Annotated in this window: 24 protein-coding genes and 1 pseudogene; 13 read left to right on the top strand and 12 right to left on the bottom strand. The window is 58.4% G+C overall.

What is annotated here, in order from left to right; all coding sequences use genetic code 11:
* Window positions 1-15: 15 nt before the first annotated feature.
* The 7 genes from ACR0NO_RS04545 to guaA all read right to left on the bottom strand — a co-directional run bounded on the left by ACR0NO_RS04545 (window position 16) and on the right by guaA (window position 7662).
* On the bottom strand, window positions 16-969 hold the full coding sequence (locus tag ACR0NO_RS04545) for an alpha/beta fold hydrolase (protein ID WP_480723129.1): 954 nt from the start codon (window positions 967-969) through the stop codon (window positions 16-18).
* Window positions 959-1876 carry a homoserine O-acetyltransferase MetA gene (metA, locus tag ACR0NO_RS04540; protein WP_425083231.1) on the bottom strand — a complete coding sequence of 306 codons (918 nt, stop codon included), beginning with the start codon at window positions 1874-1876 and terminating at the stop codon, window positions 959-961. Before metA ends, ACR0NO_RS04545 begins: the two co-directional genes overlap by 11 nt.
* A 35-nt stretch (window positions 1877-1911) precedes the next feature.
* Window positions 1912-2784, bottom strand: a complete 873-nt coding sequence (locus ACR0NO_RS04535; RefSeq protein ID WP_480723128.1) for an ATPase — start codon at window positions 2782-2784, stop codon at window positions 1912-1914.
* 50 nt (window positions 2785-2834) lie between these two features.
* Window positions 2835-3731 (bottom strand): DMT family transporter, encoded by an 897-nt coding sequence (locus tag ACR0NO_RS04530; protein ID WP_480723127.1) that lies wholly within the window; start codon window positions 3729-3731, stop codon window positions 2835-2837.
* Between the two features lie 104 nt (window positions 3732-3835).
* A complete protein-coding gene (locus ACR0NO_RS04525; protein ID WP_170376791.1) occupies window positions 3836-4972 on the bottom strand; it encodes a porin family protein in 1137 nt (378 codons plus the stop codon).
* 127 nt (window positions 4973-5099) lie between these two features.
* Window positions 5100-6005, bottom strand: coding sequence for a DMT family transporter (locus tag ACR0NO_RS04520; protein ID WP_480723126.1), 906 nt, complete (start codon window positions 6003-6005; stop codon window positions 5100-5102).
* Between the two features lie 97 nt (window positions 6006-6102).
* Window positions 6103-7662 (bottom strand): glutamine-hydrolyzing GMP synthase, encoded by a 1560-nt coding sequence (guaA, locus tag ACR0NO_RS04515; protein ID WP_480723125.1) that lies wholly within the window; start codon window positions 7660-7662, stop codon window positions 6103-6105.
* A 164-nt stretch (window positions 7663-7826) separates the two neighbouring features.
* Between guaA and ACR0NO_RS04510 the strand changes: the two genes are divergently transcribed.
* Both ACR0NO_RS04510 and ACR0NO_RS04505 read left to right on the top strand, forming a co-directional pair.
* Window positions 7827-8531 carry an MgtC/SapB family protein gene (locus tag ACR0NO_RS04510; RefSeq protein ID WP_170638848.1) on the top strand — a complete coding sequence of 235 codons (705 nt, stop codon included), beginning with the start codon at window positions 7827-7829 and terminating at the stop codon, window positions 8529-8531.
* Window positions 8532-8666: 135 nt separating this feature from the next.
* Window positions 8667-10211 carry a trimethylamine methyltransferase family protein gene (locus tag ACR0NO_RS04505; protein ID WP_480723124.1) on the top strand — a complete coding sequence of 515 codons (1545 nt, stop codon included), beginning with the start codon at window positions 8667-8669 and terminating at the stop codon, window positions 10209-10211.
* On the opposite strand, the gene ACR0NO_RS04500 is transcribed toward ACR0NO_RS04505, so the two are convergent.
* The gene (locus ACR0NO_RS04500; RefSeq protein ID WP_170458051.1) at window positions 10212-10511 is read right to left on the bottom strand and encodes a DUF6477 family protein; all 300 of its coding nucleotides are present in this window, start codon (window positions 10509-10511) and stop codon (window positions 10212-10214) included.
* A 241-nt stretch (window positions 10512-10752) separates the two neighbouring features.
* Here ACR0NO_RS04500 and ACR0NO_RS04495 point away from each other — a divergent pair, with 241 nt between their 5' ends.
* Together ACR0NO_RS04495 and ACR0NO_RS04490 are read left to right on the top strand one after the other, a co-directional pair.
* Window positions 10753-11835 (top strand): DUF6456 domain-containing protein, encoded by a 1083-nt coding sequence (locus ACR0NO_RS04495; RefSeq protein WP_480723373.1) that lies wholly within the window; start codon window positions 10753-10755, stop codon window positions 11833-11835.
* Window positions 11836-11882: 47 nt separating this feature from the next.
* The gene (locus ACR0NO_RS04490; RefSeq protein WP_480723123.1) at window positions 11883-12806 is read left to right on the top strand and encodes a LysR substrate-binding domain-containing protein; all 924 of its coding nucleotides are present in this window, start codon (window positions 11883-11885) and stop codon (window positions 12804-12806) included.
* 47 nt (window positions 12807-12853) lie between these two features.
* Here ACR0NO_RS04490 and ACR0NO_RS04485 read toward each other — a convergent pair whose 3' ends face one another.
* Entirely contained in the window at window positions 12854-13402 is a 549-nt protein-coding gene (locus ACR0NO_RS04485; RefSeq protein WP_480723122.1) for a redoxin family protein, read from the bottom strand.
* A 262-nt stretch (window positions 13403-13664) separates the two neighbouring features.
* Here ACR0NO_RS04485 and lipA point away from each other — a divergent pair, with 262 nt between their 5' ends.
* A complete protein-coding gene (gene lipA / locus ACR0NO_RS04480; RefSeq protein WP_170469638.1) occupies window positions 13665-14615 on the top strand; it encodes a lipoyl synthase in 951 nt (316 codons plus the stop codon).
* On the top strand, window positions 14612-15754 hold the full coding sequence (locus ACR0NO_RS04475; RefSeq protein WP_480723121.1) for an amidohydrolase: 1143 nt from the start codon (window positions 14612-14614) through the stop codon (window positions 15752-15754). Before lipA ends, ACR0NO_RS04475 begins: the two co-directional genes overlap by 4 nt.
* A gap of 8 nt (window positions 15755-15762) precedes the next feature.
* Here ACR0NO_RS04475 and hpt read toward each other — a convergent pair whose 3' ends face one another.
* Complete coding sequence (gene hpt, locus ACR0NO_RS04470; protein ID WP_170376813.1) at window positions 15763-16299, bottom strand: hypoxanthine phosphoribosyltransferase; 537 nt, start codon at window positions 16297-16299, stop codon at window positions 15763-15765.
* 73 nt (window positions 16300-16372) lie between these two features.
* On the opposite strand from hpt, the gene ACR0NO_RS04465 reads away from it, so the two are divergent.
* Both ACR0NO_RS04465 and ACR0NO_RS04460 read left to right on the top strand, forming a co-directional pair.
* Window positions 16373-16819 (top strand): type II toxin-antitoxin system RatA family toxin, encoded by a 447-nt coding sequence (locus ACR0NO_RS04465; RefSeq protein ID WP_170765377.1) that lies wholly within the window; start codon window positions 16373-16375, stop codon window positions 16817-16819.
* A 38-nt stretch (window positions 16820-16857) separates the two neighbouring features.
* Entirely contained in the window at window positions 16858-18153 is a 1296-nt protein-coding gene (locus tag ACR0NO_RS04460) for an MmgE/PrpD family protein (protein WP_480723120.1), read from the top strand.
* On the opposite strand, the gene pyrC is transcribed toward ACR0NO_RS04460, so the two are convergent.
* Window positions 18150-19187, bottom strand: coding sequence for a dihydroorotase (gene pyrC, locus ACR0NO_RS04455; RefSeq protein WP_480723119.1), 1038 nt, complete (start codon window positions 19185-19187; stop codon window positions 18150-18152). The genes ACR0NO_RS04460 and pyrC overlap by 4 nt on opposite strands.
* 136 nt (window positions 19188-19323) lie before the next feature.
* On the opposite strand from pyrC, the gene ACR0NO_RS04450 reads away from it, so the two are divergent.
* Together ACR0NO_RS04450 and ACR0NO_RS04445 are read left to right on the top strand one after the other, a co-directional pair.
* Window positions 19324-20232, top strand: coding sequence for an AAA family ATPase (locus ACR0NO_RS04450; protein WP_170483861.1), 909 nt, complete (start codon window positions 19324-19326; stop codon window positions 20230-20232).
* A 58-nt stretch (window positions 20233-20290) separates the two neighbouring features.
* Window positions 20291-21550, top strand: a complete 1260-nt coding sequence (locus ACR0NO_RS04445; protein ID WP_480723118.1) for a vWA domain-containing protein — start codon at window positions 20291-20293, stop codon at window positions 21548-21550.
* 3 nt (window positions 21551-21553) lie between these two features.
* Here the strand turns inward: ACR0NO_RS04445 and ACR0NO_RS04440 are convergent, their stop codons facing one another.
* Window positions 21554-22054: a hypothetical protein gene (locus ACR0NO_RS04440; RefSeq protein ID WP_170376825.1), complete on the bottom strand. Its 501-nt coding sequence runs from the start codon at window positions 22052-22054 to the stop codon at window positions 21554-21556.
* Window positions 22055-22279: 225 nt separating this feature from the next.
* Between ACR0NO_RS04440 and ACR0NO_RS04435 the strand changes: the two genes are divergently transcribed.
* The 3 genes and pseudogenes from ACR0NO_RS04435 to ACR0NO_RS04425 all read left to right on the top strand — a co-directional run.
* The gene (locus ACR0NO_RS04435; protein WP_170660313.1) at window positions 22280-23248 is read left to right on the top strand and encodes an XdhC family protein; all 969 of its coding nucleotides are present in this window, start codon (window positions 22280-22282) and stop codon (window positions 23246-23248) included.
* Window positions 23245-24246, top strand: a complete 1002-nt coding sequence (locus tag ACR0NO_RS04430) for a molybdopterin-binding protein (protein ID WP_480723117.1) — start codon at window positions 23245-23247, stop codon at window positions 24244-24246. Before ACR0NO_RS04435 ends, ACR0NO_RS04430 begins: the two co-directional genes overlap by 4 nt.
* Window positions 24247-24394: 148 nt before the next feature.
* Window positions 24395-24514, top strand: a pseudogene (locus ACR0NO_RS04425) ((2Fe-2S)-binding protein); the annotation flags it as partial.

Here is a 24514-nt window from a genome sequence, read left to right as displayed (position 1 = left end):
GAATTAGGTGCTGGCCTAACGCAAATCCGCCCGTTGTGCGGCGCGGTCGATGGCAGCGGCGACCTCATCGGCTGCGACGACTTGAGGCATATGGCCGATGCCCGGCAGTTCGATCAGCTCGGCATCTGGGATTTGTTCGATCAAGCGGGTTGAGTGCCAATCCAGCTTGACCGTCGTATCAGCCGTGCCGTGAATGATTTCGGTAGGCACAGAGATTTCACCGTATCGGGGCTGCAGACGCTCAATCTCTTCCAGCAGCCGGACCCGTTGTTTTGCGTTGGCATGCATTGAGGCGCGGCGCATCGTTAGGGCGGGGCCGAAATGCTCGGCGTAGCCTTCGGGTGCAGTTTGCGGAGCAAACACTTTGTCGAGGGCCGTTTCGACATAAGATTCCGGCACGTAAGAGGTGATGAGGGGCAGGGCAAGCGCGCTTCCTAGGTTAGTCGCTGCCAATCGGTTGAAATGGTCCAGAGGCGTCTCCCACGGGATCGCGGCCGGGGCGATCAGCACAAGGCCCGAGAGATTGTCAGGCCGGGTCACCGCCCACGCCAGCGCCACCGACCCTCCAAGGCTTTGTCCCGCGACGATGGGTTTCTCAGCGCCAAGTTGAGCAGCGGCGCGTTGCAGGATATCCGCCTGCTCCTGGATGGTTTCGCCCTCGGGATTGAAACTGTCCGAATAGCCTAGGCCGGGGCGGTCAAACACGATCACGCGGTAGTTTTTGGCCAGAATAGGGGCCAAGGCGAAGGTCATGTCACGGGTATTGCCGCTGGAGCCATGAATCAAGACCACGTCAGGGCCATCCCCCATGACAACCGCGTGCACGGCAATCCCATCCACGTCGAGTATCTGGCCTTCGGGCGGAAACGCCTGCGCGGCGCGGGCCTCGCTCTGGGCGGCGCGCCACAAGGTAAACGCTGCAAAGCCGATCAGGCCCAGCGTCAGGAGTATCCAGATCTTAGCGGCCAATTTCACTCATATCGAATGGTGTGGACTGATATATTTCATTGATCCAGTTACCATAGAGCAGATGCGCATGGCTGCGCCACCGGTTCTGCGGCGCCTGCGTCGGATCATCATCCGGATAGTAGTTCATCGGGACGTTGATCGGTGTGCCATTGGCAATGTCCCGATCATATTCCTGCTTCAACGTATCGCTGTCATATTCGAAGTGGTTGAAAATATAGAGCGCACGATGCGCCGGGTCCTCGACAAGGCAAGGACCTGCTTCATCGCTGCCCAGCAATGTGACGAGGCCGTCCGCGGCGTCGATCTCGGCCTGTTTCATCTCGGTCCAGCGGCTGACAGGAATAACGCAATCATCCGAGAATCCCCGCAAAAACGGAGAGGACGGGAGGAGGTTCCGATGCCGGAAACAGCCAAAGGCCTTGGCGTCCAGCATGTGTTTTTTCACGCCGTGGAAATGGTTGATCATCGCCATGCCGCCCCAGCAGACCCCGAATGTGGAATGGACGTTGGTCTGGGTCCACTCAAACACCTCTCGGAGTTCTTCCCAATAGGTGACATCATCGAATTCCAGATGCTCGATAGGCGCACCGGTGATGATCAGGCCGTCGAACTTCTGGTCCTTCACGTCCTTGAACGGCTGATAGAACTCGGCCATATGCGCAGCGGCGGTGTTCTTGGTCCGATGCTCGGTCATGCGGATCAACGACAGGTCAATCTGCAGCGGAGTGGCCCCGATCAAACGCGCGAACTGGTTCTCGGTCTGGATCTTCTTGGGCATCAGATTCAGCAGCCCGATCCGCAGAGGGCGAATGTCCTGCCGCATTGCCTGATCCGCAGCCATGACCATGACGCCTTCCTGGGTCAGGACGTCAAAGGCGGGCAATTCGGATGGGATTTTGATCGGCATTGGGTCAGACTTCTGAATCGGTTAGGATGAGGTAGTTAGGCGCGATCGCGCCCGGTCTCAAGGGTGCGCTCGATCAACTCATCGAAATCAGCTGCATCGCGCACTTCTTCGATGTCTTTGGCCGTTATCGTAACGCCCCAGTTCTTCGCCATCGCCTCGTACCGGGGCTGACGATGGGCAAGCGCCTGAGCGTAGGTCCACCGGATGAACGCGTCCGGGTCCACGTCAGACTCGGAGCAGCCTTTTTGATCCAGATATTCGGACCAGACTCGGGTCAGGAATTCAGCCTGATAGGACATCGGCTTAGGGGCCTTGTCAAAGCGTCTGACTAGTTCGGCGGTGTGGTCGTCGTCACCTTTCAGCCAGATCATCAGCGCTTGTTTTGACAGCTCGGACATCAGTTGATCCGTTGGATCATCCGGGTCGACCCACTCGCAAATCGACCCGCCCGTGTCGCAGATGAAATGCGGATAGCCGTAGAGACGCTCTGCCCGGTCCACGAAGTATTCGGTGTCGAGAAGGGCGTGAATTTCGGCCAATCGAAATTGCTCTTGTCGGCGCCGGTACTCGGACATCTCCAAACCCCCAAGCGCCGGATTGCCGGGTTTGCCAAGGTAGGATGCAACGGGGGTCAGGTTTTCGAACGAGATGTTTGAGCCGATATAGATCGAATCCGACAACAGAAGGTCCCTCAGAAATGGGACTTTCATCGCCTCGGCCTTGGCGTTATCGGCAATGTATTCGCCCATGTAGCGGGTGCCGATCCGGTAGTCGACGGAGTAGTGAAACCAGCCGCCGCTGTCCCGCAGGATGTTGGATACATAGGTCTTGCCCAGCCCCGACATGCCGAAAAACAGCACCTTCTTGCGTGCAGCCCCACGCCAATCTCTTGCCGAGCTGTAGATCATCTTGCGCTGTCCCTTGTTTTTGCCTTTGCTAAATCGGGCAGGCGGCGGCGTCAATCGCGAGGGACGGCTCGGTTGAGGATCAATAGTCCCGCAGCCAGCACGGCAAAGCCTAAATAGGCGCGGGGATCCAGTGCCTCGTCTCGCAGCAACGCGCCCAAAACGATCGCGACAGGTGGGATGATCAGGGTCACGAGTAACAGATTGCCACTGCCCGCCATTGCTAGGACCCGGTAGTAGAGAAGATATGCACCCGCCGTCGCGATCAGAGAATAATACGCGATTGCCGCCCATGTGACCGCAGGCAGGCTGAGACTTGGGATACCGTCAGTCATAAGGGCAATCGGGATCATGAAGAGGGTCGAGCCGGTCAGCATCCCGGCGGCGGCGACGATTGGGGGCAGAGAGCTTAGGTGTTTGCGCGCCCAAACCCCCGCAAATGCGTAGGAGATAGTGCCCGCGAGGATGGCAAGTTGAGCTGTGTTTTGTAGGCTGAAGCTGGTGAGGTTACCGATACCGATTGCGATTGAGACGCCAAAAAAGCCCAGTCCAGCGCCGAGAAGACGCGGTGGTGTCAACCTCTCGTCGGAAAAGAAGAGCGCAGCAACGAGAACGCCAAAGATAGCCGTCGCCGCGTTCAAAATCGCCGTGAGCCCGGTGTCAATGTACAACTGCCCCCACGCCATCAGCGAGAACGGAATCACGTTATTAAGCAGTCCCATGACCAGAAAACCCAACCAGAGGCGCGGTGAGCTCGGGACGCTTAGACCCCTGATCCAAACCACCAACCACAAGGCCAGCATTGCCCAGAATGTTCGATGCAGCACTGAGGTCATTACTGGTATCGTGTCCAGCGCAATCCGAATTGAAACGAATGAAGCGCCCCAGATGATACCCAGCAGCGAAAGCTCAGCCCATGCGCGGGGGGATAGGTGTTTTTGCTGTTCCATGAACACGTTGTGGCAGCTTTGAGTTCATGCGGCGACCCGAAAGATGCGGAAACAAAAAGACCCCACCGAAATGGCAGGGTCTTCTTAGATTATGTGTGGGGCGATTAGTCCAGAGCGTAGGTGATCTGGAACCCGACACTCCAAGCGCTGTTGCCCGAGAAGTCAGCTGTTTGACCAAACCCACCGTCAGCCGTTGCATCACCAATATCGGTGTAGCGAACGCCCGCCGAGATTTTGGCTTTTTCCAGAGAGTAGGTGCCGCCAAGACCGATGCTCCAGAAACCGTCTGTGGGACCGAGGTTGGTCACCGGTTCTCCTTCGTCGGTTTCATAGCCTAACGTCACAGCGCCCGAAAACTCTTCAGAGAACTGGTATCCCAATCCCAGAGTGTAAGTGTAGGTGGCATTGCCATAGCTAACCAGTGCAGTGGTCGGCGGGTAGTTTGGCGGATCGTACTCCAATTGCGGCCAATCAACCCATCTGATCGAGCCGAATAGCAGCGTTTTCGGTGCTACGCCGGTTTGGAAATCCAAGTTCACCGACTGCGGCGTTTCGATTTCGCTGCTGGTATCGACCGATCCAAATAGAGTGCCGCTCTCTGTTTGCGACAGATCGTGCGAGATCTTCGAGTTGTATGTCAGCGAGACGCGAGCGGCAATTTCTGGTTTTTCCCACGCAACACCAAGCACGTAGCCAAAGGCCGTATCAGCATCCGTTTCAACTGAATACCCCAATGCGGCCGGCACATCTACGCTGGCTTTCACGCGTTGGGCGCGAACGCCGCCAAGAGCACTGAACCCGTTGTCGAACTTGTAGCGGAACAAGGCGGTGATTGCATCGGTATCAGCCGTTGCGCGCAAAGAGCCGGTGGTTGTGGGCGATGCCGGATTGATCGAAAGTGGGTAGTTGGAAGCATATGCGATGTCAGCGCCATAGGGCTGGTCGTACATGATCGCAAAGTCGATCTTTTCAGTCAAAGACGTCTTGTAGCCAAGATGTGGCGTGAAGAAGTCGTTGGAGACGTTTCCAGAGTTAATAACCTGCCCGTTTGTGGGGCTGGCGGGGTTCGCGTCAAGTAACGTACCGCTGACGCTCGGATCTGTATACCCGAGGCGGAACTGCACAACCGACCCTTCTTCGAAAATCAGATTGATGCCCTGACCGCTTCGGTCGAGGCCGCCAGCGTGGCCAGCCGTTGCCCCCACGCAAAGCGCGCACGCTGATAGTAGCGCCTTTCTCATGTATTCCTCCCTTACTGTCCCTTGAAGGCCTGTATGGCATCGTGTGAGTGTACGGATGCCGACCCGCTCGATTTGAATGCCCGATACTGTCTCGGTGTCTATTTTATCGTCAACTAGTGACCGTGCGTTACTTCTTATGAGTGTCGGCACGAACTGTTGCTAAACTGTTACGATTTTCGGACCAAACATTCAGAAAGATACCTGAAAAGATCACGGCTGCTCCGAGCAGCGTCCAGTGATCCAGTGGTTCATGATAAAGAAGCATACCGACAACTGCGATCGTCGGCAGGCGGGCAAAGTCGAACGGCACCACCACGGTCGCGGGGGCGATTGCTAGCGCGTTTGTGATACAGAAATGCGCCAAAAGACCGGCCAGACCAACCAGTAACAAAAAGGGTGCCGTCTGCAGCGTTGGCAAAGCGATTTGCTGATCTATCCCTGCCGCTATCGTGCCCAGAAGAGCTTGCATCACAGTCAGCCAAAACACGATACATCCGATACTGGCATGTCGGGTGAGTTGTTTTGTCGTGATTGTTGTAAACGCGAAGAAAATCGCGCTTCCAGCAGCCATGAGAATGCCCGGAGAAAGGCTTGAGGTTCCTGGTCTTGTCACCATCAGAACGCCAGCAAACGCAATCAGTGACGAGGTCATGCGGATCGCGGTCAGGCGCTCTTTCAATAGAAGCGGTGAGAGCAGGATCACCCAGATCGGCTGGGTGAACTCAAGCGCAAAAACCTGTGCCAGAGGGACCACTCCGACCGCGTAGAACCAGAGGTTTTGCCCGGTGAAATGGAAGGTGTTGCGGATCGCATGCAAACCAAGACGCTCGGTCGTGACCTGATGCCATTTACGGGTCGCCGTCAGTACTAGCGCTACGATGATCACGCCGACAAAACTACGATACATCATGATCTCGAAAGTATCGTGATGCAGGCTCAACTCTCGACCGGCGACGGCCATTGAGGAGAACGAGGTAATAGCGCCGGTCATCCACAGAGCGGCCTTACCAAACTGCGTTTTGTCGCCCTGCACGCTGCGCCTCTTAACGATTGGTTTAGATGTCTGACTTTAAATCACTTTTCTCAGTGTTGGTGAAACAAAAAAGCCGGGTCAGAACCCGGCTTTTGTCTCATTCCCACTCAATCGTTCCCGGAGGTTTCGAGGTGATGTCATAGGTGCATCGGTTGATGCCTTTGACCTCGTTAATGATCCGGGTGGCGGTTTCGCCTAGGAACTCGTGGCTGAAGGGGTAATAGTCGGCGGTCATACCATCAACTGACGTTACGGCACGAAGCGCACAGGCGTAGTCATATGTGCGACCATCTCCCATGACGCCGACGGTACGCACGGGGAGAATCGCTACAAAGGCCTGCCAGATTTCATCATAGAGCCCGTGTTTGCGAATCTGGTCGATGTAGATAGCATCGGCTTCCCGCAGGATTTCGAGCTTTTCCCGGGTAATCTCTCCGGGGCAGCGAATGGCAAGGCCTGGTCCGGGGAAGGGGTGGCGGCCGATGAAGCTGTCGGGCAGGCCCAGTTCGCGACCCAGCGCGCGAACTTCATCCTTGAACAGCTCACGCAGGGGTTCGACCAGCTTCAGGCCCATCTTCTCGGGGAGGCCACCGACATTGTGGTGCGACTTGATCGTGACCGAAGGGCCTCCGCTGAAAGAGACGGATTCGATGACGTCAGGGTAGAGCGTGCCCTGGGCCAGGAACTCGGCCCCGTCGATGGTATCAGCGTGTTTCTGGAAGACGTCGATGAACAGCTTGCCGATGATCTTGCGCTTGGTCTCGGGGTCGCTTTGACCGTCCAGCTCGCCTAGGAACAGATCGCTCTCATCCGCGTGGATTAGTTGAATATTATAGTTGTCGCGGAACATGCCGACGACTTCCTGCGCCTCGTTCTTGCGCAGCAGACCGTGGTCAACAAAGACACAAGTGAGCTGATCGCCAATTGCCTCGTGGATCAGGATCGCCGCGACCGAGCTGTCGACGCCGCCGGACAGGCCACAGATGACCTTCTTGTCGCCAACCTGCTCGCGGATCTTTTCGATCATCTGTTCGCGATAGGCACCCATCGTCCAGTCGCCGCTGAACCCTGCGAGCTTTACGAAATTCTCGTACAGTTTCGCGCCCTTGGGGGTGTGATGCACCTCGGGGTGGAACTGCACCGCGTAGAAATGGCGCTTGCTGTCTGCCGTGATGGCAAACGGCGCGTTGGGGGAGGTGCCGTAAACCTCAAACCCCGGAGCGATTTCGCTAACATGGTCGCCGTGGCTCATCCAGACCTGTTCATCACCATCCGCGAACCAGTCTTTCAGGATATCCAGCTGACCTTTCGGAGTGACAAAGGCGCGTCCAAACTCGGCGGTGCCATGGCCGCTTTCGACCTTGCCGCCTAGTTGGTGCATCATCACCTGCTGGCCATAGCAGATGCCCAGGATCGGAACGCCATAGTCAAAAATCTCTTGCGGCGCGCGCGGAGAGCCCTCGCGTGTGACACTGTCCGGCCCACCCGAAAAGATCACCGCCTTGGGCGCAATTTCGCGCACAAATTCCATGGTGACGTTCTGGTAGGGATGGATTTCGCAATAGACATTCAGCTCGCGCAGACGGCGTGCAATCAGCTGCGTTACCTGGCTGCCGAAGTCGATGATCAGAAGGCGGTCGTGGGATGTATCACTCATGTGCGGGCCATAGGCCAAGCGTGACGAATTCGCAAGAGAAAGGTCTTTGCTGAAGGGCGGATACCCGCATTTCAGGGAAACTGCGTTTCGGCTATTGTAAAAGTTTTGTAACAAAAATATGACGATTTTTCCGTCTGCGTCATGCGGACACCCGAATAGGAGAGATGCGTTTGCCCATAGCTGTTGAACTTGCCGCTTTGAATCTGGCTTTGGCCATGTTCTGCGGGGCGTTGATCGGGTCCGAGCGTCAGGTGCGCCAACGTATGGCAGGTTTGCGCACAAATGCGCTGGTGGCCCTAAGCGCCGCGGCTTTTGTGGTGTTCTCGGCGCTCTACCCAGATGAGGTGAGTCCGACACGCGTGGCCGCGCAGGTCGTATCGGGGATCGGGTTTCTTGGTGCTGGCATCATCTTTCGGCACGGGTTCACCATTCACGGCTTGAACACGGCGGCGACCTTGTGGTGTTCAGCGGCTGTTGGGATGATGGCTGGCAGTGGTGCCTGGATCTTTGCGATCATGATGACGGGTTTTGTCATTTTTGTGAATCTGGGGCTGCGGCCTTTGGTGAAATGGTTGAAAAAAACGACACGTGCCGGGGTTCCCTTGACGCAAGAGTTCCGCATCCTCGTGCAGTGCGCGGCAGATGCGCAGGCAGAGGTCCGTGCCGCGGCGCTGCAGGCTTTGGCGCAAAACGGGGTGCGTATTGTCGGGTTTCAAAAGGGGGATGCAGACGACAAAGGTTTGCAAACACTGGAAATTCTCGTTTCCACCGAAGATCATCCAGAAAATGTGCAACACAAAATCGCGGCGCCCCTTATTCTTGAGCCAGGGATTCTGAGTGTCGAATGGGAAGACGCGAACGAGACCTGAAACCTTTGTTTTAAAGGGCGCCGTCGCGGCGTAATGTCGCTTTTATGTGCCAATAGCCGTTATCTTCCAATAGTAGCGAGTGTTGGCGGGCTAGATAGAACCCCAATCAAGACATCCAAAGTATGGTGAGGAAAAATGGCTGAAGCATCAGCACGTCGTCGAGGTCGCGGTGGTGGCGGAGCCGCCCGCCGGGCAGAACGCACTGCGGTTCGGATCGACACCGCAAAGTACATTGAGCGGAACATTCCGAACTTTGAGGTCCTCAACGAAGAAGCGTTGGAGATCATCGAGTACAACGCGGAAACGATTCTGGAAGAGGTTGGCGTCAACTTTGTCGACAATCCCGCCGCGCTGGAGCGTTGGCGCAATGCAGGTGCAGATGTTGATGGTGAACGCGTGCGCATCCCGCGTGGTCTGGCGCGTCAGCTGATCAAAACAGCCCCAAGCCAGTTCACTCAGCACGCCCGCAACCCTGAGAAATCGGTGGTGATCGGTGGCCGTAACCTGGTTCTGGCGCCTGTCTATGGCCCTCCGTTTGTGCGTGATGCGCAGGGTGGTCGTCGTTATGCGACCATGGATGACTTCAACAAGTTCGTGAAGCTGGCCTACATGTCCAAGTGGCTGCACCACTCGGGCGGTACCGTTTGCGAACCGACCGATATTCCGGTGAACAAACGCCACCTCGATATGCTGATGGCGCACATGACGCTGTCGGACAAACCCTTCATGGGTTCTGTGACCGACCCCAGCCGTGCGCAGGATTCGGTTGAGATGTGCGAGATTCTGTTCGGCAAAGACTTCGTTCAGAACAACACCGTGATGACCTCGCTGACCAACATCAACTCGCCGATGACCTTTGACGATGTGATGATGGGGTCGCTAGAGGTTTACGCGAAGAACAATCAGGCTTGTATCGTCTCGCCCTTCATCGTCGGTGGTGCGATGGCGCCGGTGTCGGTTGCAGGAACACTGACGCAGGTTCTGGCCGAGGTCCTGGCGGGTATCGCCTATAGCCAGATCATCCGTCCGGGTGCACCCGTGATCTTTGGTGCGTTCGTGACTTCGATCGACATGAACTCGGGCGCGCCAACCTTTGGTACACCTGAGGCAGCGCATATCACATATGGTGCAGGTCAGCTGGCCCGCCGCCTCAACTTGCCCTACCGCTCTGCGGGGTCGTTCTGTGGCTCGAAACTGCCTGATGCGCAGGCGGCATATGAGACCGCGAACTCGCTGAACATGGGTCTGATGTCGGGCGTGAACTTCATGCTGCACTCGTGCGGCTGGCTCGAAGGCGGTCTGGTTGCCGACTTTGAAAAGTTCGTGATGGATGCCGACCAATTGGGTGTCCTGCACGGTCTGGCCAAAGGCGTCGCCTATGATGAGAACGCGCAGGCGATGGGTGCGATCCGCGAAGTGGGGCCGGGTGGCCACTATCTTGGCTGCGAGCACACGCAAGCCAACTTCAAGGAAGCCTTCTGGAAAACCGAAGTGCTGGACTACAAACCGTTCGAGACCTGGCAGGACGAAGGTTCGCGCGATACGCGTCAGCTGGCTTCGGCCCGGGTCGAGCATCTGCTGGCCAACTACCAGCAGCCGCAGATGGACCCGGCCGCCAAAGAGGCGCTCGAGGCTTATATTGCCGACAAGAAAGCCTCGATGCCGGACGCATTTACCTGATCACTCGAACTGTGCGGCGCGGCTGGCTTGATACAGCTGCGCCTCACCCAAAAGCGCAATCAGAAGATCAAGGTGCCTGACCAGAGAATAGGCGGCATCTTCCTCTTTTCGCAGCGTATTTTGCTCTCTCTCCATATCCATAAGCCGCATCAGAGCGGCCCCGTTCCCCGGCAGTCGACCATAGCCCAGGATGCGCTGAAGATGCCGGTCACGGTTATAATCCTGCGCCCCGAATTTTGCGGCGCGTGCCAGTAGACGGGGGCGGCGCAGGGTCGTGATCATGGTCATCAGGTCTTGCATTTCGGGTGCCTCTTGTTCGGGGAATTGACGCCCTGTTTGTCACACAACCTAGGCGGGTGTTGCGCTCATCAAGATCACCCCGAACGTTGGTTTCATGACTGTTTATCTTTTTGAATCAAATCTGGTTGCTGCGCTTCGGGGTTAACGAACGAGTAACGAAACCACCTCTAGTTAGATTTGGTTAACTTTAATTTCGAGGGGCAAAAGTGGCTGTCTGTTTTGTCGACGAGGGCAAATGAATATGGAAAACAACGTGGCATTCTCTATTCCGGCATGGGTTCCCGAGGGGGCAAAGCGTTACCTTGCGCACACGGAAACCGGTCAGTCGATCCGGGATATCGCAAGATCGGCCGGGTGCCATGCCTCTACCATTCTCAGACAAATCCGACGGGTCGAAATGCGCCGCGATGATCCTTTGGTTGATGCGGCCCTGCAATCGCTGGCCGAGACGCATTTCTCGGTCTCTGATCGGACGCGCCGCTTTGACGCGAGCGGACAGGACAACCAGGAAGACGACTCATTTGAGGGCGAAGCGCTGCGTGTGCTGAGACGCCTATGTGAGACGGGATCGGTTTTGGCGGTGGCCGAGGATATGGAGAAGGCCGTAGTCGTGCGTGACACCGGTGAGGCCGGAACCACAAGGACGGCCGTTGTTGATTGCAAGATCGCACAGGCGCTTGCCTTGCAGGACTGGATTTCCTGCGACAATCCGGGACGTATTTCCCGGTACCGGATCTCTACATCGGGGCGCGCGGCGCTCAACAGGTTGGTCGCCGAGGCGGAAAACAAGGCCCGGTCGCGCAATGAATTCGGCATGGCCGAGGCACAGGCGGCGTTCCAGCCGAAGTCGAACGGAGACGCCCCGGAACGCGCCCGACGTATGCGCTACGGTGCTGCGGAAAGTCCTTTGATCGCCTTGGCGCGGCGGCGGGACCGGGACGGCAAACCCTTTCTGGACGAAACGCTTGTCCGTGCCGGGGAGCGTCTGCGCGAAGATTTTGAGCTGGCGCAGATCGGTCCGCAGGTTGCGCAGAACTGGGATCGCTTTCTGACCGGTGGCGGGCGCGGCAATTTCGACAGTGAATCTCACGGTGGGCGAGGGGCCTCCGAAGCAAAGGACCGTGTGGCGCGCGCGTTGTCGAACCTTGGGCCAGGGCTGAGCGACGTTGCGCTGCGCTGTTGTTGCTATCTTGAGGGGCTGGAGCTGGCCGAAAAACGCATGGGTTGGTCCGCTCGTTCAGGTAAGATCGTTCTGCGCATCGCCTTGCAGCGCTTGAAGCGACACTATGAGGAACTCTCTGGGCAAGATCGCATGATTGGCTAGGTATAAGTGCCTCTTGTGGTTTTAGTCCTTGCTGATAATCAAGGGCTATGAATTTCACACTTAAACAGTTGCAGTACTTTCAAGCCGTGGCCGAGCAGCGCAATTTTGGCCGCGCCGCGCAGGTCTGCAATGTGTCGCAACCTGCGCTGTCTGTTCAAATCAAATCGCTTGAAGAAACGCTGGGCGGCGTGCTGTTCGAGCGTCAGGCGCGGGATATATTGCTAACACCGTTGGGGCGAGACGTTTTGGAACATGCGCGTCAGGTGCTGGGGGCAGCTGTGCGGCTGGACCAGTTCGCGCGGGATCACTCCGGCGGCCATCGATCGCTGTCGATCGGGATCATCCCGACGATCGCACCGTACCTTCTGCCCGGCGTTCTGGGTGGTCTACGCGCCGCAGATGTTTCGCTGCGTGTGCAGATCCGCGAGGCGAGGACCGAACGGTTGCTATCATTGCTCCGCGAAGGTGAGATCGACGCTGCAGTTCTGGCCCTGCCGGCGGGCGGCTCGGAATTCCACGAAACGCCGTTGTTCCAGGATCACTTCCTGCTGGCAGGCAGCGCCGCTCGGCTGCAACGTGTGAAAACCAGCCCTGAGATGCTGCGCCCTCTGGATTTGCAATCGGCGCAGTTAATGTTGTTGGAGGATGGCCATTGCCTGACGGATCAGGCGCTTGAGGTCTGCGGGCAGGACCGGGGCAGTGGGCAGATCAACATGGGCGCTTCCTCCCTTGCAACGCTCTCCAGGCTGGTTGCCGAGGGGTTTGGCCTGACGCTGATGCCCGAACTCGCCGCGAAATCGGAATCAGAGGCGGTACCGGGCATGAAGCTTTTGCGTTTCGGTGCCCCGCAACCGGCGCGTACGGTGGGGCTGGTGCGGCGCGCGTCAACAACGGATGACGGTTGGGTGGATCGTTTGGCGCAGGTGATCCGGGATGTGGGGGAACAGATCGTTTCAGCCACGCGGACATGAAAAGGCCCGCCAGAGGCGGGCCGGTATTCAGCGCCTAAGCACCGGATTTACGCCAAAGCAGGTTCGGCGGCAGCTTCCAGATGCTGGATCAGAGTCTCAGGCGAGGACACGCCATATGGGTCTTCGGGGCAGTTGTCCATCAGGCCGGGCTCTTCGAACCAGGCTTCGACGATGCCGTCATTGATGACGGCCGCATAGCGCCACGAGCGCATGCCAAAGCCCAGGTTGTCCTTGTCGACCAGCATGCCCATCTTGCGGGTAAACTCACCCGAACCATCAGGGATGACTTTTACGTTTTTCAGGCCTTGATCCTGCGCCCATTTGTTCATGACAAAGCTGTCATTTACGGACATGCAATAGATCTCGTCGATACCCTTGGCAGTGAAATCGGTGTAACCGTTTTCAAATCCAGGCAGCTGGTAGGTCGAACATGTGGGGGTGAAAGCGCCGGGCAGCGAGAACAGGATCACCCGTTTGCCAGCGAAGTAGTCGGCGGTAGTCTTGTCTTCCCAGCGGAACGGGTTGGGGCCTTCGACGGCCTCGTCGCGGACGCGCGTGTGGAAGGTCACATCGGGCAGTTTTGCTCCGGTCTTCATGTTCAAGTTCCTGTGATTCAGTTGTGACTTTCTGGCGATTTAAATCAGTTCTAAATTGCCTGCAATCCATGAAATACTGCATTTGCAAGATAGGTTTGATTGGCTTGTCTATTGATTTTGCGTGCGAAAAATATAGTTTAAGGTTAAACTAATTTGACGCTCGCGAGATATGTGCATAGCGGCTATGCGTCGCTGGTGTAACAGGCGTGAGTGTTTTATGTTATGGGTACACAAAGTTGACCCAAAGTTAGGAAAACTACCCGTGCGCGATCTGAAAATCCCAGAACAACGTCACCCCGAAAAGGCGCATCGCCCGGACAACGCCCAGCCTAAAAAGCCGAAATGGATCAGGGTCAAGGCGCCCGGCGGCAAGGGCTATGCCGAGACGCATAAGATCATGCGCGAAAACAATCTGGTGACGGTGTGCGAAGAGGCCGGGTGCCCCAACGTGGGTGAATGCTGGAGCCAGGGTCACGCCACCATGATGATCATGGGCGAGATTTGTACCCGCGGTTGTACCTTCTGCAACATCGCCACGGGACGTCCGGACTCGCTGGACGCGTTTGAGCCGGGTCGTGTGGCGCATGCGGTTCAGAAATTGGGCCTGAACCACGTGGTCATCACCTCGGTAGACCGGGACGATTTGAAAGACGGCGGGGCAGATCATTTCGCGCAGACCATTCGCGCCGTCCGTCACCGCTCGCCGAAGACGACGATCGAGATTCTGACGCCGGACTTCCTAAAATGTAAGCCCGAAGTGCTTGAGACCGTGGTCGAGGCCAAGCCGGATGTGTTCAACCACAATCTCGAAACCGTCCCGGGCCTCTACCCTGAGGTGCGCCCCGGCGCGCGGTATTTCCATTCGCTGCGCCTATTGCAGCGGGTGAAGGAACTGGACCCGTCGATCTTCACCAAGTCCGGCATCATGGTCGGTCTGGGTGAGGACAAGCAGCAGGTCGGTCAGGTCATGGATGACATGCGCGCCGCTGACATAGATTTCCTGACCATTGGTCAGTATCTGCAACCGACGCCCAAGCACCACGCGGTGGACCGTTTCGTGACGCCGGAGGAGTTCGCCTCCTATGAAAAGGCAGCCTATGGCAAGGGCTTCCTGATGGTTTCGGCCACTCCGCTGACGCGTTCGTCCTACCACGCGGGCGACGATTTCGCGCGTTTGCGTGCGGCAAGGCAGGCGAAGCTGGGGCAAGCGTGACGCCTGATAGATTGGCGCAGCTGACAGCGCTGCGCCACAGTTTGCATCAACATCCCGAACTCTCTGGGCAAGAGCGTGAAACCGCCGCGCGCATGGCTGATGAGCTGCGTCGCGCAGGGGCGGATACCGTGCTGACCGACCTCGGCGGGCACGGAGTTGCGGCGGTTTTCGACGGTGGCGCGGCTGGTCCCACCGTCGCCATTCGGTGCGAGCTGGATGGGTTGCCGATCAAGGAACTCTCGGACCTGCCGTATATTTCGACCGTGCCGGGTAATGGGCATCTGTGTGGGCATGACGGCCATATGTCGATGGTTCTCGGCGTGGCGCTTGCGTTGCAGGAACAGCGCCCGACGCGCGGACGGGTGGTTCTGATTTTCCAGCCTGCCGAAGAAACCGGGCAGGGGGCCAAGGCGTTCCGCGACGATGCCCAATTCGCGCAACTTGCGCCGGATTACGTGCTTTCTCTCCATAACTTACCGGGACTGGAACTGGGCGAGGTTGAGCTGTGTCAGGGGCCAACTAACTGCGCCTCTCGGGGTATGCGGATTGCATTGACCGGAAAGACCTCTCATGCCGCTGCGCCGCAGGACGGGGTTTCTCCGGCGGGCGCTTTGTCCGCGTTGATCCCGGAACTCACCCGGCTCGGCACGGCGGGCACCCTGAACGCCGACTATGCGCTGACTACGATCACGCATGCCAGCCTCGGGACACAGACCTTTGGCGTCGCCCCCGGTCAGGCTGAGCTGTGGGTGACATTGCGCACCGTGTCAGACGACCGTATGGCAAAGCTCGTTGCCGATGCTGAAGCCTTGGTTCAGCAGGTCGCCAAGTCCGAGAACCTGAGTGCCGAGATCACCTATGAGGATGTCTTCGAGGCCTGCACCAACAATTCCGAGGCGGTGACTATTTTGGCCGAATCCTGTGCGGATCAAGCCGTTCCATGCAAGTTGACCAATGAGCCGCAAAGGTTCTCAGAAGACTTCGGCCAGTTCGGCAAAAGCGCAAAATCGGCGATGTTCTGGTTGGGAGCAGGGCAAGACCACCCCCAGTTGCACAATCCCGACTATGATTTCCCCGACGCGCTGATTCCAGTTGGCACAGGCGTCTTTTTGGCGGCAATCCGGCAGGTGCTGGGCTGAGGCCACGATTAGGTAAACCGAACCTTGCCGATGAACGGCAGGTTGCGATTGCGCTGCGCGTAGTCGATTCCGTAGCCCACGACGAACTCGTCAGGGATCTCGAACCCGATCCAATCTGAACGAAAATCAACCTCGCGCCGGCTGGGTTTGTCCAGCAGGGCAATGGACTTTAGCCGCTTCGGCTTACGACTGCGTAACAAGTTGGTGACGTGGTTCAGCGTATGACCCGTATCGACGATATCCTCCACCACCAGCACATCGCGACCTTCAATAGCGCCCCGCAAGTCCTTGAGAATACGCACTTCCCGGCTGCTCTCCATCGCGTCGCCGTAAGAGGAGGCCTCAAGGAAATCTACCTCGATGGGCAGGTCCAGCTCGCGCACAAGATCAGCGATGAACACGAAAGAGCCGCGCAGCAGGCCGACGACGACCAGCTTGTCGGTATTGCCGAATTCCTCGGTAATTTCGCGGCAAAGCTCTTCGATTCTGGCTGCAATTGCCTTGGCCGAGATCATCTCATCTATCACATAAGCGCGGTCAGTCATCGCAGCCCCCTTGATCTTTGGCGCGCAACATACGACATGACGCGCCATTGTCACCTTCTAATGCCGGATTGCCATGCCTATCCACTCGGAAACGCGTCACCTGCCTTATACGGCTCAGCAGATGTATGATCTGGTTGCTGATGTGGCGAGCTATCCCAAGTTCCTGCCTTGGTGTGCCGCCGCGCGTATCCGCAAGACCTATGCGGCTGGCGAAGCCGAGATGATGGAGGCGGACCTGGTGATCTCGTTCAAGGTGTTTCGCGAACGGTTTGGAAGCCGGGTGACTTTGTTTGCCGGTCAAAAAAAGATCGACACTGAATATCTGGACGGCCCGTTCAAATACATGAAATCGGACTGGCAGTTTGAAGACGCCCCCGAAGGAGGGTGCAACGTCTCCTTCCACGTGGATTTCGAGTTCAAGAACGCCATTCTGCAAGGGATCATTGGTGTTGTCTTCAATGAGGCCATGCAGCGCATCGTGCGCGCTTTCGAGGCGCGCGCCGCCGAGCTTTACAGCTAAGGCTTTACCAACAACCGGCGCGCGCTAGACTGCGCGCTATGTCTGGATTCACTTCAACGCTTGCGAGTTTTGCCGCCAGCCCCGTCAACACAACCGCGCAGGCGCGGGCTATTACGTCTCTGTCCGTTCTCGACTGGATCGCCGTTGGCCGTGCCGGTGTGTCCGAACCCGTGTCGGTCGCCGTCCGGGACATGGTGCAGGAGGAGGGCGGCGCAGCGCAGGCCCATCTGTTCGGCGGCGGGGCAGCGCCCTTGCGCGCGGCGGCGCTTGTCAATGGAACGGTGTCTCACGCGCTGGACTATGACGACACCCATTTCGCCCATATCGGCCATACGTCGGTTGCTATACTACCAGCGGCCTTGGCGGTTTCGGAATGGGATGATCGCATTCTCGTTGATCTGCTGGAAGCGGCCCTGATCGGGATGGAGGTTTCGATCCGTATCGGCCTCTGGCTCGGTCGAGATCACTATCAGGCCGGGTTTCACCAAACGGCGACTGCGGGGGCCTTTGGCGCCGCGGTTGCAGCGGGTCGGGTGCTTGGGTTTGATGCGAACCAGATGCAACAAGTTCTGGGCCTGACATCCACGCGCGCGGCCGGTCTGAAAGCTCAGTTCGGCACCATGGGCAAACCCTACAATGCAGGATTGGCCGCATCAGCCGGGGTCGAGGCCGCGTTGCTGATCAAGCGGGGCTTTGAGCCCAATGCGAGTGCGCTAGAGGGCCAGTATGGCTTTGGTGCAACCCATCAGGGCGCGGCGGATACGTCGGCGGCGCTGGACGGATTGGGCGAGGATTGGCTGTTCGAATCGGTCAGCCACAAGTTCCACGCCTGCTGCCACGGTTTGCACGCCGCGCTTGAGGCTGCTTTGCGTCTGGATATTGCGGAACCTGAAGTGGCTGAAATCAAGGTCAAAACCCATCCGCGTTGGATGAGTGTCTGCAACCAGATGTCTCCGACCACGGGATTGGGGGCGAAGTTTTCCTATCGCACGGTGATCGCCATGCAGGCGCTCGGCTACGACACCGCTTTGCCAAATAGTTACACCGAAAAAGTCTGCGCCGATCCTCGAATTCGCTCTCTGCGAGACCGCATCACGGTTGAGGCTGATGCGACCCTCACCGAGACCCAGGCCCATCTGGAGTTGCTACGGCGCGACGGCGTGCGACGCGAGGTTACCCATGATCTGATGGCTCCGATATCTCTGGCGGATCGAGAAGACCGTGTCCGCGCCAAAGCGTCGAAACTGATCGGAGGGGATGAGGCGGACGCGATCTGGTCGATGCTGCGCACCGGAGGTCGTGCCCGCGATCTGGCTGCAAAACTGGCGGGTTAAACCACGCGCCAGTGCAGTGGGAAGCCGGGGTCGAATACGGTGACGGGTCCGTCGCCACTTTCGATCTTCGACGGGTATTCGACCGGGTCACCCTTGGTCAGTGTGATCGAGCTTTCGTTCACCGGCAGGCCGTAAAAGGCCGGACCATTCAGCGACACGAACCCTTCCAGCTTGTCCATGGCACCTTCGCGGTCGAACATCTCGGCCACCAAGGACATGGTGTTCGTCGCGGTGAAGCAGCCCGCGCAGCCACAGGCCATTTCCTTGTTGTCATCCGTATGCGGCGCACTGTCCGTGCCCAGGAAATAGCGCGGGTCGCCCGAGGTCGCGGCCTTCAGCAGCTCCAGCCGGTGTTCTTCACGTTTGGCGACGGGCAGGCAGTAGTAATGCGGTTTGATCCCGCCGACCAGAATGTGGTTGCGGTTGATGATCAGGTGATGCGCGGTGATCGTCGCGCCCAGATCGGTCTCATTTGCCGCAACATACTGAACCCCGTCTCGGGTCGTAATATGTTCCATCACAACGCGCAGGCCGGGTGTCGCCTTGCGGATCGGATCAAGAATGCGGTCGATGAACACGGCCTCGCGGTCGAAAATGTCGATCTCGGAATCGGTGACCTCGCCATGAACACACAGGGGCAGGCCGATCTCGGCCATTTTCTCCAGCACCGGGCGCACATTGTCGAAATTCCGTACACCCGAATGCGAATTGGTCGTCGCACCTGCCGGGTAGAGCTTGACCGCCTTGACCAAACCACTTGCATGCGCAGCGGCGAGGTCCTCAGGATCGGTATCTTCGGTCAGATACAGGGTCATCAGCGGCTCGAACGTCATCCCTTCGGGCAGCGCAGCCATGATACGCTCGCGATAGGCGGCAGCATGCGCGCCGGTCACCACCGGGGGCACCAGATTGGGCATGATGATCGCACGGCCAAAATGGCGGGCGGTTTCGGGCAGGACGGCCTGCAACATCGCGCCATCGCGCAGGTGCAGATGCCAATCGTCGGGTCGGCGGATCGTGATGCTATCGGTCATGAGGCCTCCGCTAACACAGAGGCCGCCGTCGGAAAAGCCCTTGTCAACTCGTTCGAACGTCGTAGCTCAGAAACGGGCGATGGCCTTGACGCACAGGCGCGGCCATGACCTTTTGTGGCAAGGGAGAATTCAGCACATGACACAGCCAGATTCCATAGACGCGGTTCAAACTATGCTGAGCGCACAGGGCTATGTTTGCGGCCGTGCGCTGGCAACGGTCGTTTTTCTGTCGCTGAAACTCGGCCGGCCGCTGTTTCTGGAAGGCGAGGCTGGTGTCGGCAAGACTGAGATCGCCAAGGCACTGGCCGCAGGACTTGGTCGCCGCCTGATCCGCCTGCAATGTTACGAAGGGCTGGACGCGTCCTCGGCCGTCTATGAATGGAACTTTCCTGCGCAGATGGTCGCCATTCGAACCGCCGAAGCTGCGGGTGGCGCAGACCGTTCAGCCCTGCAGACCGAGCTGTTCTCGGATGACTATCTCGTCGAACGCCCATTGCTACAAGCCATGAGGCCCGATGAAAACGGCGCGCCGGTGCTGCTGATCGACGAGCTTGACCGCACCGATGAACCATTCGAGGCCTTCTTGCTGGAAGCGCTTAGCGATTTTCAGGTCACGATCCCGGAACTCGGTACCGTCAAAGCCCCCGAACCGCCGGTTGTGATCGTCACCTCAAACCGCACGCGTGAGGTGCATGATGCCCTCAAACGCCGCTGTCTATACCACTGGGTCGACTACCCGGATTTCGACCGAGAGATTGAAATCCTGAACGCCCGCGCGCCCGAAGCGGCCCAGTCCCTCAGCCGCGAGGTCGTGGCCTTCGTGCAGCGCCTGCGCACCGAAGATCTGTTCAAGAAACCCGGCGTGGCGGAAACCATCGACTGGGCCAAATGCCTGCTGGCGCTGGACGTGATCAACCTCAGCCCCGAAGTGATCGGAGATACCCTTGGCGCGATCCTGAAATACCAGGACGACATCCAGAAACTGCAGGGGTCCGAGGCCAAACGCATTCTTGACGAAGCCAAGGCCGACTTAGAACCGGCCTGATGCTTCTTCTGTTTGAAAATACCTCGGGGGTATGGGGGCAGAGCCCCCATGAGCGCTGATGGCCGAACAGATCCCGCTCGACATTCCCGAAAACCCGAAGCTGGCGCAGAACATCACACATTTCGCCCGCGCCCTTCGAAAAGCCGGGCTGCCGATCGGCACCGGTCGTGTGGTGGATGCCATCCGCGCTGTTGAGGCCGCAGGCTTCACCGAAAAGCAGGATTTCTACTGGACCCTGCACGCCTGTTTCGTGAACCGACCCGAACATCGCACCGTCTTCGCGCAGGTCTTTCGCCTTTATTGGCGCGACCCTAGGTATCTTGAACATATGATGTCCATGATGCTGCCTGCCATTCGTGGCGTGCAGGAAGAACGCAAAGCTGTCGCCGGGGAAAAACGCGCGGCTGAGGCGTTGCTCGACGGGGTTGAACACGATCAGCCCGAAACCTCGGAGGAGCAGGAGGGCGAGAGCGAGCTTGAGATCGATGCTTCGCAAACCGCCTCGTCCGAGGAACGCCTGCGCAGTCTGGATTTCGAACAGATGAGTACCGATGAGATCGCTCAGGCCAAGCGCCTCCTGTCGCGCCTCAGCCTGCCGGTGAAACCGATCGAAAGCCGCCGCAGCCAGGCCAGCCATATCGGCCACCGGATCGACCGGGCGAGAACCCTGCGCGCCGCCATGCGCCAGGGCGGAGAGCTGCACGATATCGCGAAACAAAAACCCCGGCCGCGCTGGCCCAATCTGGTCGTGCTCTGCGATATCTCCGGCTCGATGAGCCAATATAGCCGCCTGATCCTGCATTTTCTGCACACGGTCTCGAACGCCAAGGGGGCCGGCTGGGCAAAGGTCCATGCCTTCACCTTCGGCACGCAACTGACCAATATCACCCGTCACCTACACCAGCGCGACGTGGATGCCGCCCTAGCTGCCGCCGGGGCCGAGGCGCAGGATTGGGAAGGCGGCACGCGGATCGGAGACTGCTTGCACGCCTTCAACCGAGACTGGTCGCGGCGCGTCATGGGGGAGGGGGCCGTGGTTTTGCTGATCTCGGACGGGCTGGATCGCGGCGCACCCGAAGCCCTGGCGAAAGAGACCGAGCGTCTGCATCTTTCGGCCCGGCGTTTGATCTGGCTGAACCCGCTGCTGCGTTGGGATGGGTTCGCCCCCAAAGCACAGGGCGTGGCCGCCATGCTGCCCCATGTCGACAGCTTCCGCGCAGGCCATTCAATTGCGTCGTTGGAAGACCTCGCCTCGGTCATCTCTGCTCAGGACGACGTCGGAGAGAAAGCGCGGCTCATGTCCGCGCTTTCCGGCTAGGATTTAGCCCAGCTGTTTTTCGTTGCACTCACGCGCCATCTCCATGGCCTTATAAGTGCCGGTCAGATCTACGGTGAACGCAAATTCCTTTTCGGGGAAGACGATCATGACCTGTTTCTTGGCCAGATCATCCGCAAACTGTGGGTCGTCGGACAGGACATAGCCACCGGAATAACCCTTGGTGATATTGCCCTTCATGCCCGTGGCCTCACCCACATAAAGGTTGTCACCCAGCAGGATTGCCACGGCTTCTTTTTCACCGCGTTTGATATTTGTTTCCGCCTTGGTGAAAACGCCAACGTAACCCACACCGCGATCCTCGGTCAGGCCCATCTGAACAACGTTTTCTGCGTCATCCACGGCCTCAATCAGACAGGATTTCTTTTCATTGTCGATGAAGACTTTCCAGCCTTCGACCTCACCGTAGCGTTCGAATGTATCAGCCCATGCAGCGGTCGAGGCCAACAGGCCGAGCGCCGTTCCCAGTGTAAGAATGCGTTTCAACTCTTCGTCTCCGTTGAGAAATTTATTGAGAGCGCCCAATCCAAAGTCAGGCACAGCTTCAACTTATGACGTGGGGTATTCGCAATCAATCCTTTGAGAGTGTGAATATCAAATCGGCCTTTTACTGCCCACATAAACGCGAATTGACTGCCGTCTCCGACTAACGTTCGCTTTTCATTGGTCCAAGGCTGCCTATGTTGGTTTGCAACAAGCCAGGAGGATTCGATGGATCGATTCGACAGCAGCCCGGAACGCGCTTTGGAATGGCATCGCAGTGGTCGCGGTGCCGCGCTGGCCACTGTGGTCGAAACCTGGGGCAGCGCGCCGCGCCGTGTGGGGTCTCAGCTGGTGATTGGTGGGGACGGGCGGATTGAAGGGTCAGTCTCGGGCGGTTGCGTCGAAGGCGCCGTGATCGTCGAAGCCATTGAAGCAATTGACGAGGGTGAGGCGCGCCTGCTTGAATTCGGTGTCAGCGATGAAGACGCTTTTGCCGTCGGTCTGGCCTGCGGCGGCACCATCCGGGTTTTGGTCGAGCCGGTCGGCTCTGTCCTGCCTGAGCCGATGCTGGCCGAGTTGGTCGCCGCCCGCGCGCGCCGTGAACCGCTGGCCTATGAAGTGAATACAGACAGCGGACACAGGGCCTTGCGCCGGAATGCTTATGCGGATCGGTTGCGCATGGACCGCTCTGGGTTCGAAGAAGATGGCAAGACCTTCGTCGCCGTTCACAACCCGCCTTTGCGGTTGGTCATCGTCGGTGCGGTTCACATCGCGCAGGCCTTGGTGCCGATGGCGCGGATTGCGGGTTACGACCCGGCCATCATCGACCCGCGTGAGGCATTTGCCTCAGACAGCCGCTTCCCCGGAGAGACCCTTTTGACAGATTGGCCGGATGAAGCGGTTGCAAAGTTAGGTCTGGATCAGCGCACGGCCATTGTCCTGTTGACCCACGATCCGAAACTGGATGATCCGGCCCTGCAGGCCGCGTTAGATGCGGATGTGTTCTACATTGGCGCCCTTGGGTCGACACGCACTCATGCCAAACGGGTTGAGCGTATGACCGATGCGGGGTTCACCCAAGCTCAGATCGCGCGCATTCACGGGCCGATCGGTCTTGATATCGGTGCCGCAGGCCCATCGGAGATTGCCGTGGCTATTCTGGCCCAGATGACGGCCGTTCTGCGAGGTAAGGCATGAAATTCGGCCCTGTGCCAGTGACCGAAGCCGCCGGAGCCATTCTCGCGCATTCCGTCAAAGTCTCGGACCAAAAGCTGCGCAAAGGGCTCATGCTAACTGCCGAGCATGTCTCGCAATTGTCCAGCGCGGGGTTTGACGAGGTCATCGTCGCCCGTCTGGAGCCAGGCGACTGTCATGAGGACGAGGCCGCCGAGATGCTGGCCCGCGCTCTGGTCCCTGACCCCTCCGGCGCCAATTTGCGTCTGACCGAGGCGTTCACCGGTCGCGTGAACCTTCTGGCCGAGGGGCCCGGCGTGGTGGTGCTGGATGTGGCCGCACTCGAGCAGTTCAACCGCATCAATCCGATGATCACCGTCGCAACGGTCCCGCAGCATCAGCAGATGAGCGCGGGCGGCATGGTCGCGACGATCAAGGTGATCTCTTACGCCGTTCCGAAAGCCGACGTCGAACGCGCGGCGGGTTTGGCGCAGGCCTCGGTGCGCCTTGTAGCGCCGGTCTATCGCAGCGCGGGTTTGATCGTGACGGACATCGCCGGAGGGCCGCCCAATGAGAAGGGCATAGCTGCCATGCGGGGGCGTGTCGAAGCTCTGGGCATGGACCTGTGTGATGTGCAAATCGTCCCGCATAAAACCGACCTACTTGCATCGGCCATCGATCGTGCCGAAGGCGATGTGCTGATGATCCTGACGGCCTCGGCCACGTCGGATGTGAACGACGTGGCCCCGTCTGCCGTGCGCGCCGCGGGCGGGGATGTTGACCGGTTCGGCATGCCGGTAGATCCGGGCAATTTGCTGTTTCTGGGGGCGTTGAACACACGACCTGTGATCGGCCTGCCGGGATGCGCGCGCTCTCCGGCGTTGAATGGGGCTGATTGGGTTTTGTCCCGGGTGGCCTGTGGGGTCGAGACCACTGGTGCGGATATTGCTGCGATGGGTGTGGGCGGTCTGCTCAAGGAAATCCCGACCCGGCCGCAACCTCGCGCGCAACGGAAGAAGTAGGTCGGACGCTCACAGGCAGCGCCGGTAAATTTATTGCATCGGCCTTTTGCGTCCCTCTGGTGTCAATAAGCGACAAATTCCTGTTCTCAAGCCAGACCTACCGTGTTTAACTCGCCCCAAGCGAACGAGCTAAAGAAGGGGAGGTCTTATGCCAAATATATCGCTGACTGTGAATGGTCTGTCTGTGAGCGGTGATGTTGAGGGTCGGACGTTATTGTCTGGTTTTTTGCGGGATCATTTGTCTTTGACGGGGACGCATGTTGGCTGT

The organism is Ruegeria sp. CL3, from assembly GCF_056536505.1.
Note: the sequence above shows the minus strand (reverse complement) of the source record. Positions and strands in the feature narration are given on the sequence as shown.

What these genes read in the sequence shown, in the direction of transcription:
- metA (WP_425083231.1), bottom strand. Translation starts at nt 1,876, where the DNA reads ATGCCGATCAAAATCCCATCCGAATTGCCCGCCTTTGACGTCCTGACC.
- ACR0NO_RS04535 (WP_480723128.1), bottom strand. Translation starts at nt 2,784, where the DNA reads ATGATCTACAGCTCGGCAAGAGATTGGCGTGGGGCTGCACGCAAGAAG.
- ACR0NO_RS04530 (WP_480723127.1), bottom strand. Translation starts at nt 3,731, where the DNA reads ATGGAACAGCAAAAACACCTATCCCCCCGCGCATGGGCTGAGCTTTCG.
- ACR0NO_RS04525 (WP_170376791.1), bottom strand. Translation starts at nt 4,972, where the DNA reads ATGAGAAAGGCGCTACTATCAGCGTGCGCGCTTTGCGTGGGGGCAACG.
- guaA (WP_480723125.1), bottom strand. Translation starts at nt 7,662, where the DNA reads ATGAGTGATACATCCCACGACCGCCTTCTGATCATCGACTTCGGCAGC.
- ACR0NO_RS04510 (WP_170638848.1), top strand. Translation starts at nt 7,827, where the DNA reads ATGCGTTTGCCCATAGCTGTTGAACTTGCCGCTTTGAATCTGGCTTTG.
- ACR0NO_RS04505 (WP_480723124.1), top strand. Translation starts at nt 8,667, where the DNA reads ATGGCTGAAGCATCAGCACGTCGTCGAGGTCGCGGTGGTGGCGGAGCC.
- ACR0NO_RS04500 (WP_170458051.1), bottom strand. Translation starts at nt 10,511, where the DNA reads ATGCAAGACCTGATGACCATGATCACGACCCTGCGCCGCCCCCGTCTA.
- ACR0NO_RS04495 (WP_480723373.1), top strand. Translation starts at nt 10,753, where the DNA reads ATGGAAAACAACGTGGCATTCTCTATTCCGGCATGGGTTCCCGAGGGG.
- ACR0NO_RS04490 (WP_480723123.1), top strand. Translation starts at nt 11,883, where the DNA reads ATGAATTTCACACTTAAACAGTTGCAGTACTTTCAAGCCGTGGCCGAG.
- ACR0NO_RS04485 (WP_480723122.1), bottom strand. Translation starts at nt 13,402, where the DNA reads ATGAAGACCGGAGCAAAACTGCCCGATGTGACCTTCCACACGCGCGTC.
- hpt (WP_170376813.1), bottom strand. Translation starts at nt 16,299, where the DNA reads ATGACTGACCGCGCTTATGTGATAGATGAGATGATCTCGGCCAAGGCA.
- ACR0NO_RS04465 (WP_170765377.1), top strand. Translation starts at nt 16,373, where the DNA reads ATGCCTATCCACTCGGAAACGCGTCACCTGCCTTATACGGCTCAGCAG.
- ACR0NO_RS04460 (WP_480723120.1), top strand. Translation starts at nt 16,858, where the DNA reads ATGTCTGGATTCACTTCAACGCTTGCGAGTTTTGCCGCCAGCCCCGTC.
- pyrC (WP_480723119.1), bottom strand. Translation starts at nt 19,187, where the DNA reads ATGACCGATAGCATCACGATCCGCCGACCCGACGATTGGCATCTGCAC.
- ACR0NO_RS04450 (WP_170483861.1), top strand. Translation starts at nt 19,324, where the DNA reads ATGACACAGCCAGATTCCATAGACGCGGTTCAAACTATGCTGAGCGCA.
- ACR0NO_RS04445 (WP_480723118.1), top strand. Translation starts at nt 20,291, where the DNA reads ATGGCCGAACAGATCCCGCTCGACATTCCCGAAAACCCGAAGCTGGCG.
- ACR0NO_RS04435 (WP_170660313.1), top strand. Translation starts at nt 22,280, where the DNA reads ATGGATCGATTCGACAGCAGCCCGGAACGCGCTTTGGAATGGCATCGC.
- ACR0NO_RS04430 (WP_480723117.1), top strand. Translation starts at nt 23,245, where the DNA reads ATGAAATTCGGCCCTGTGCCAGTGACCGAAGCCGCCGGAGCCATTCTC.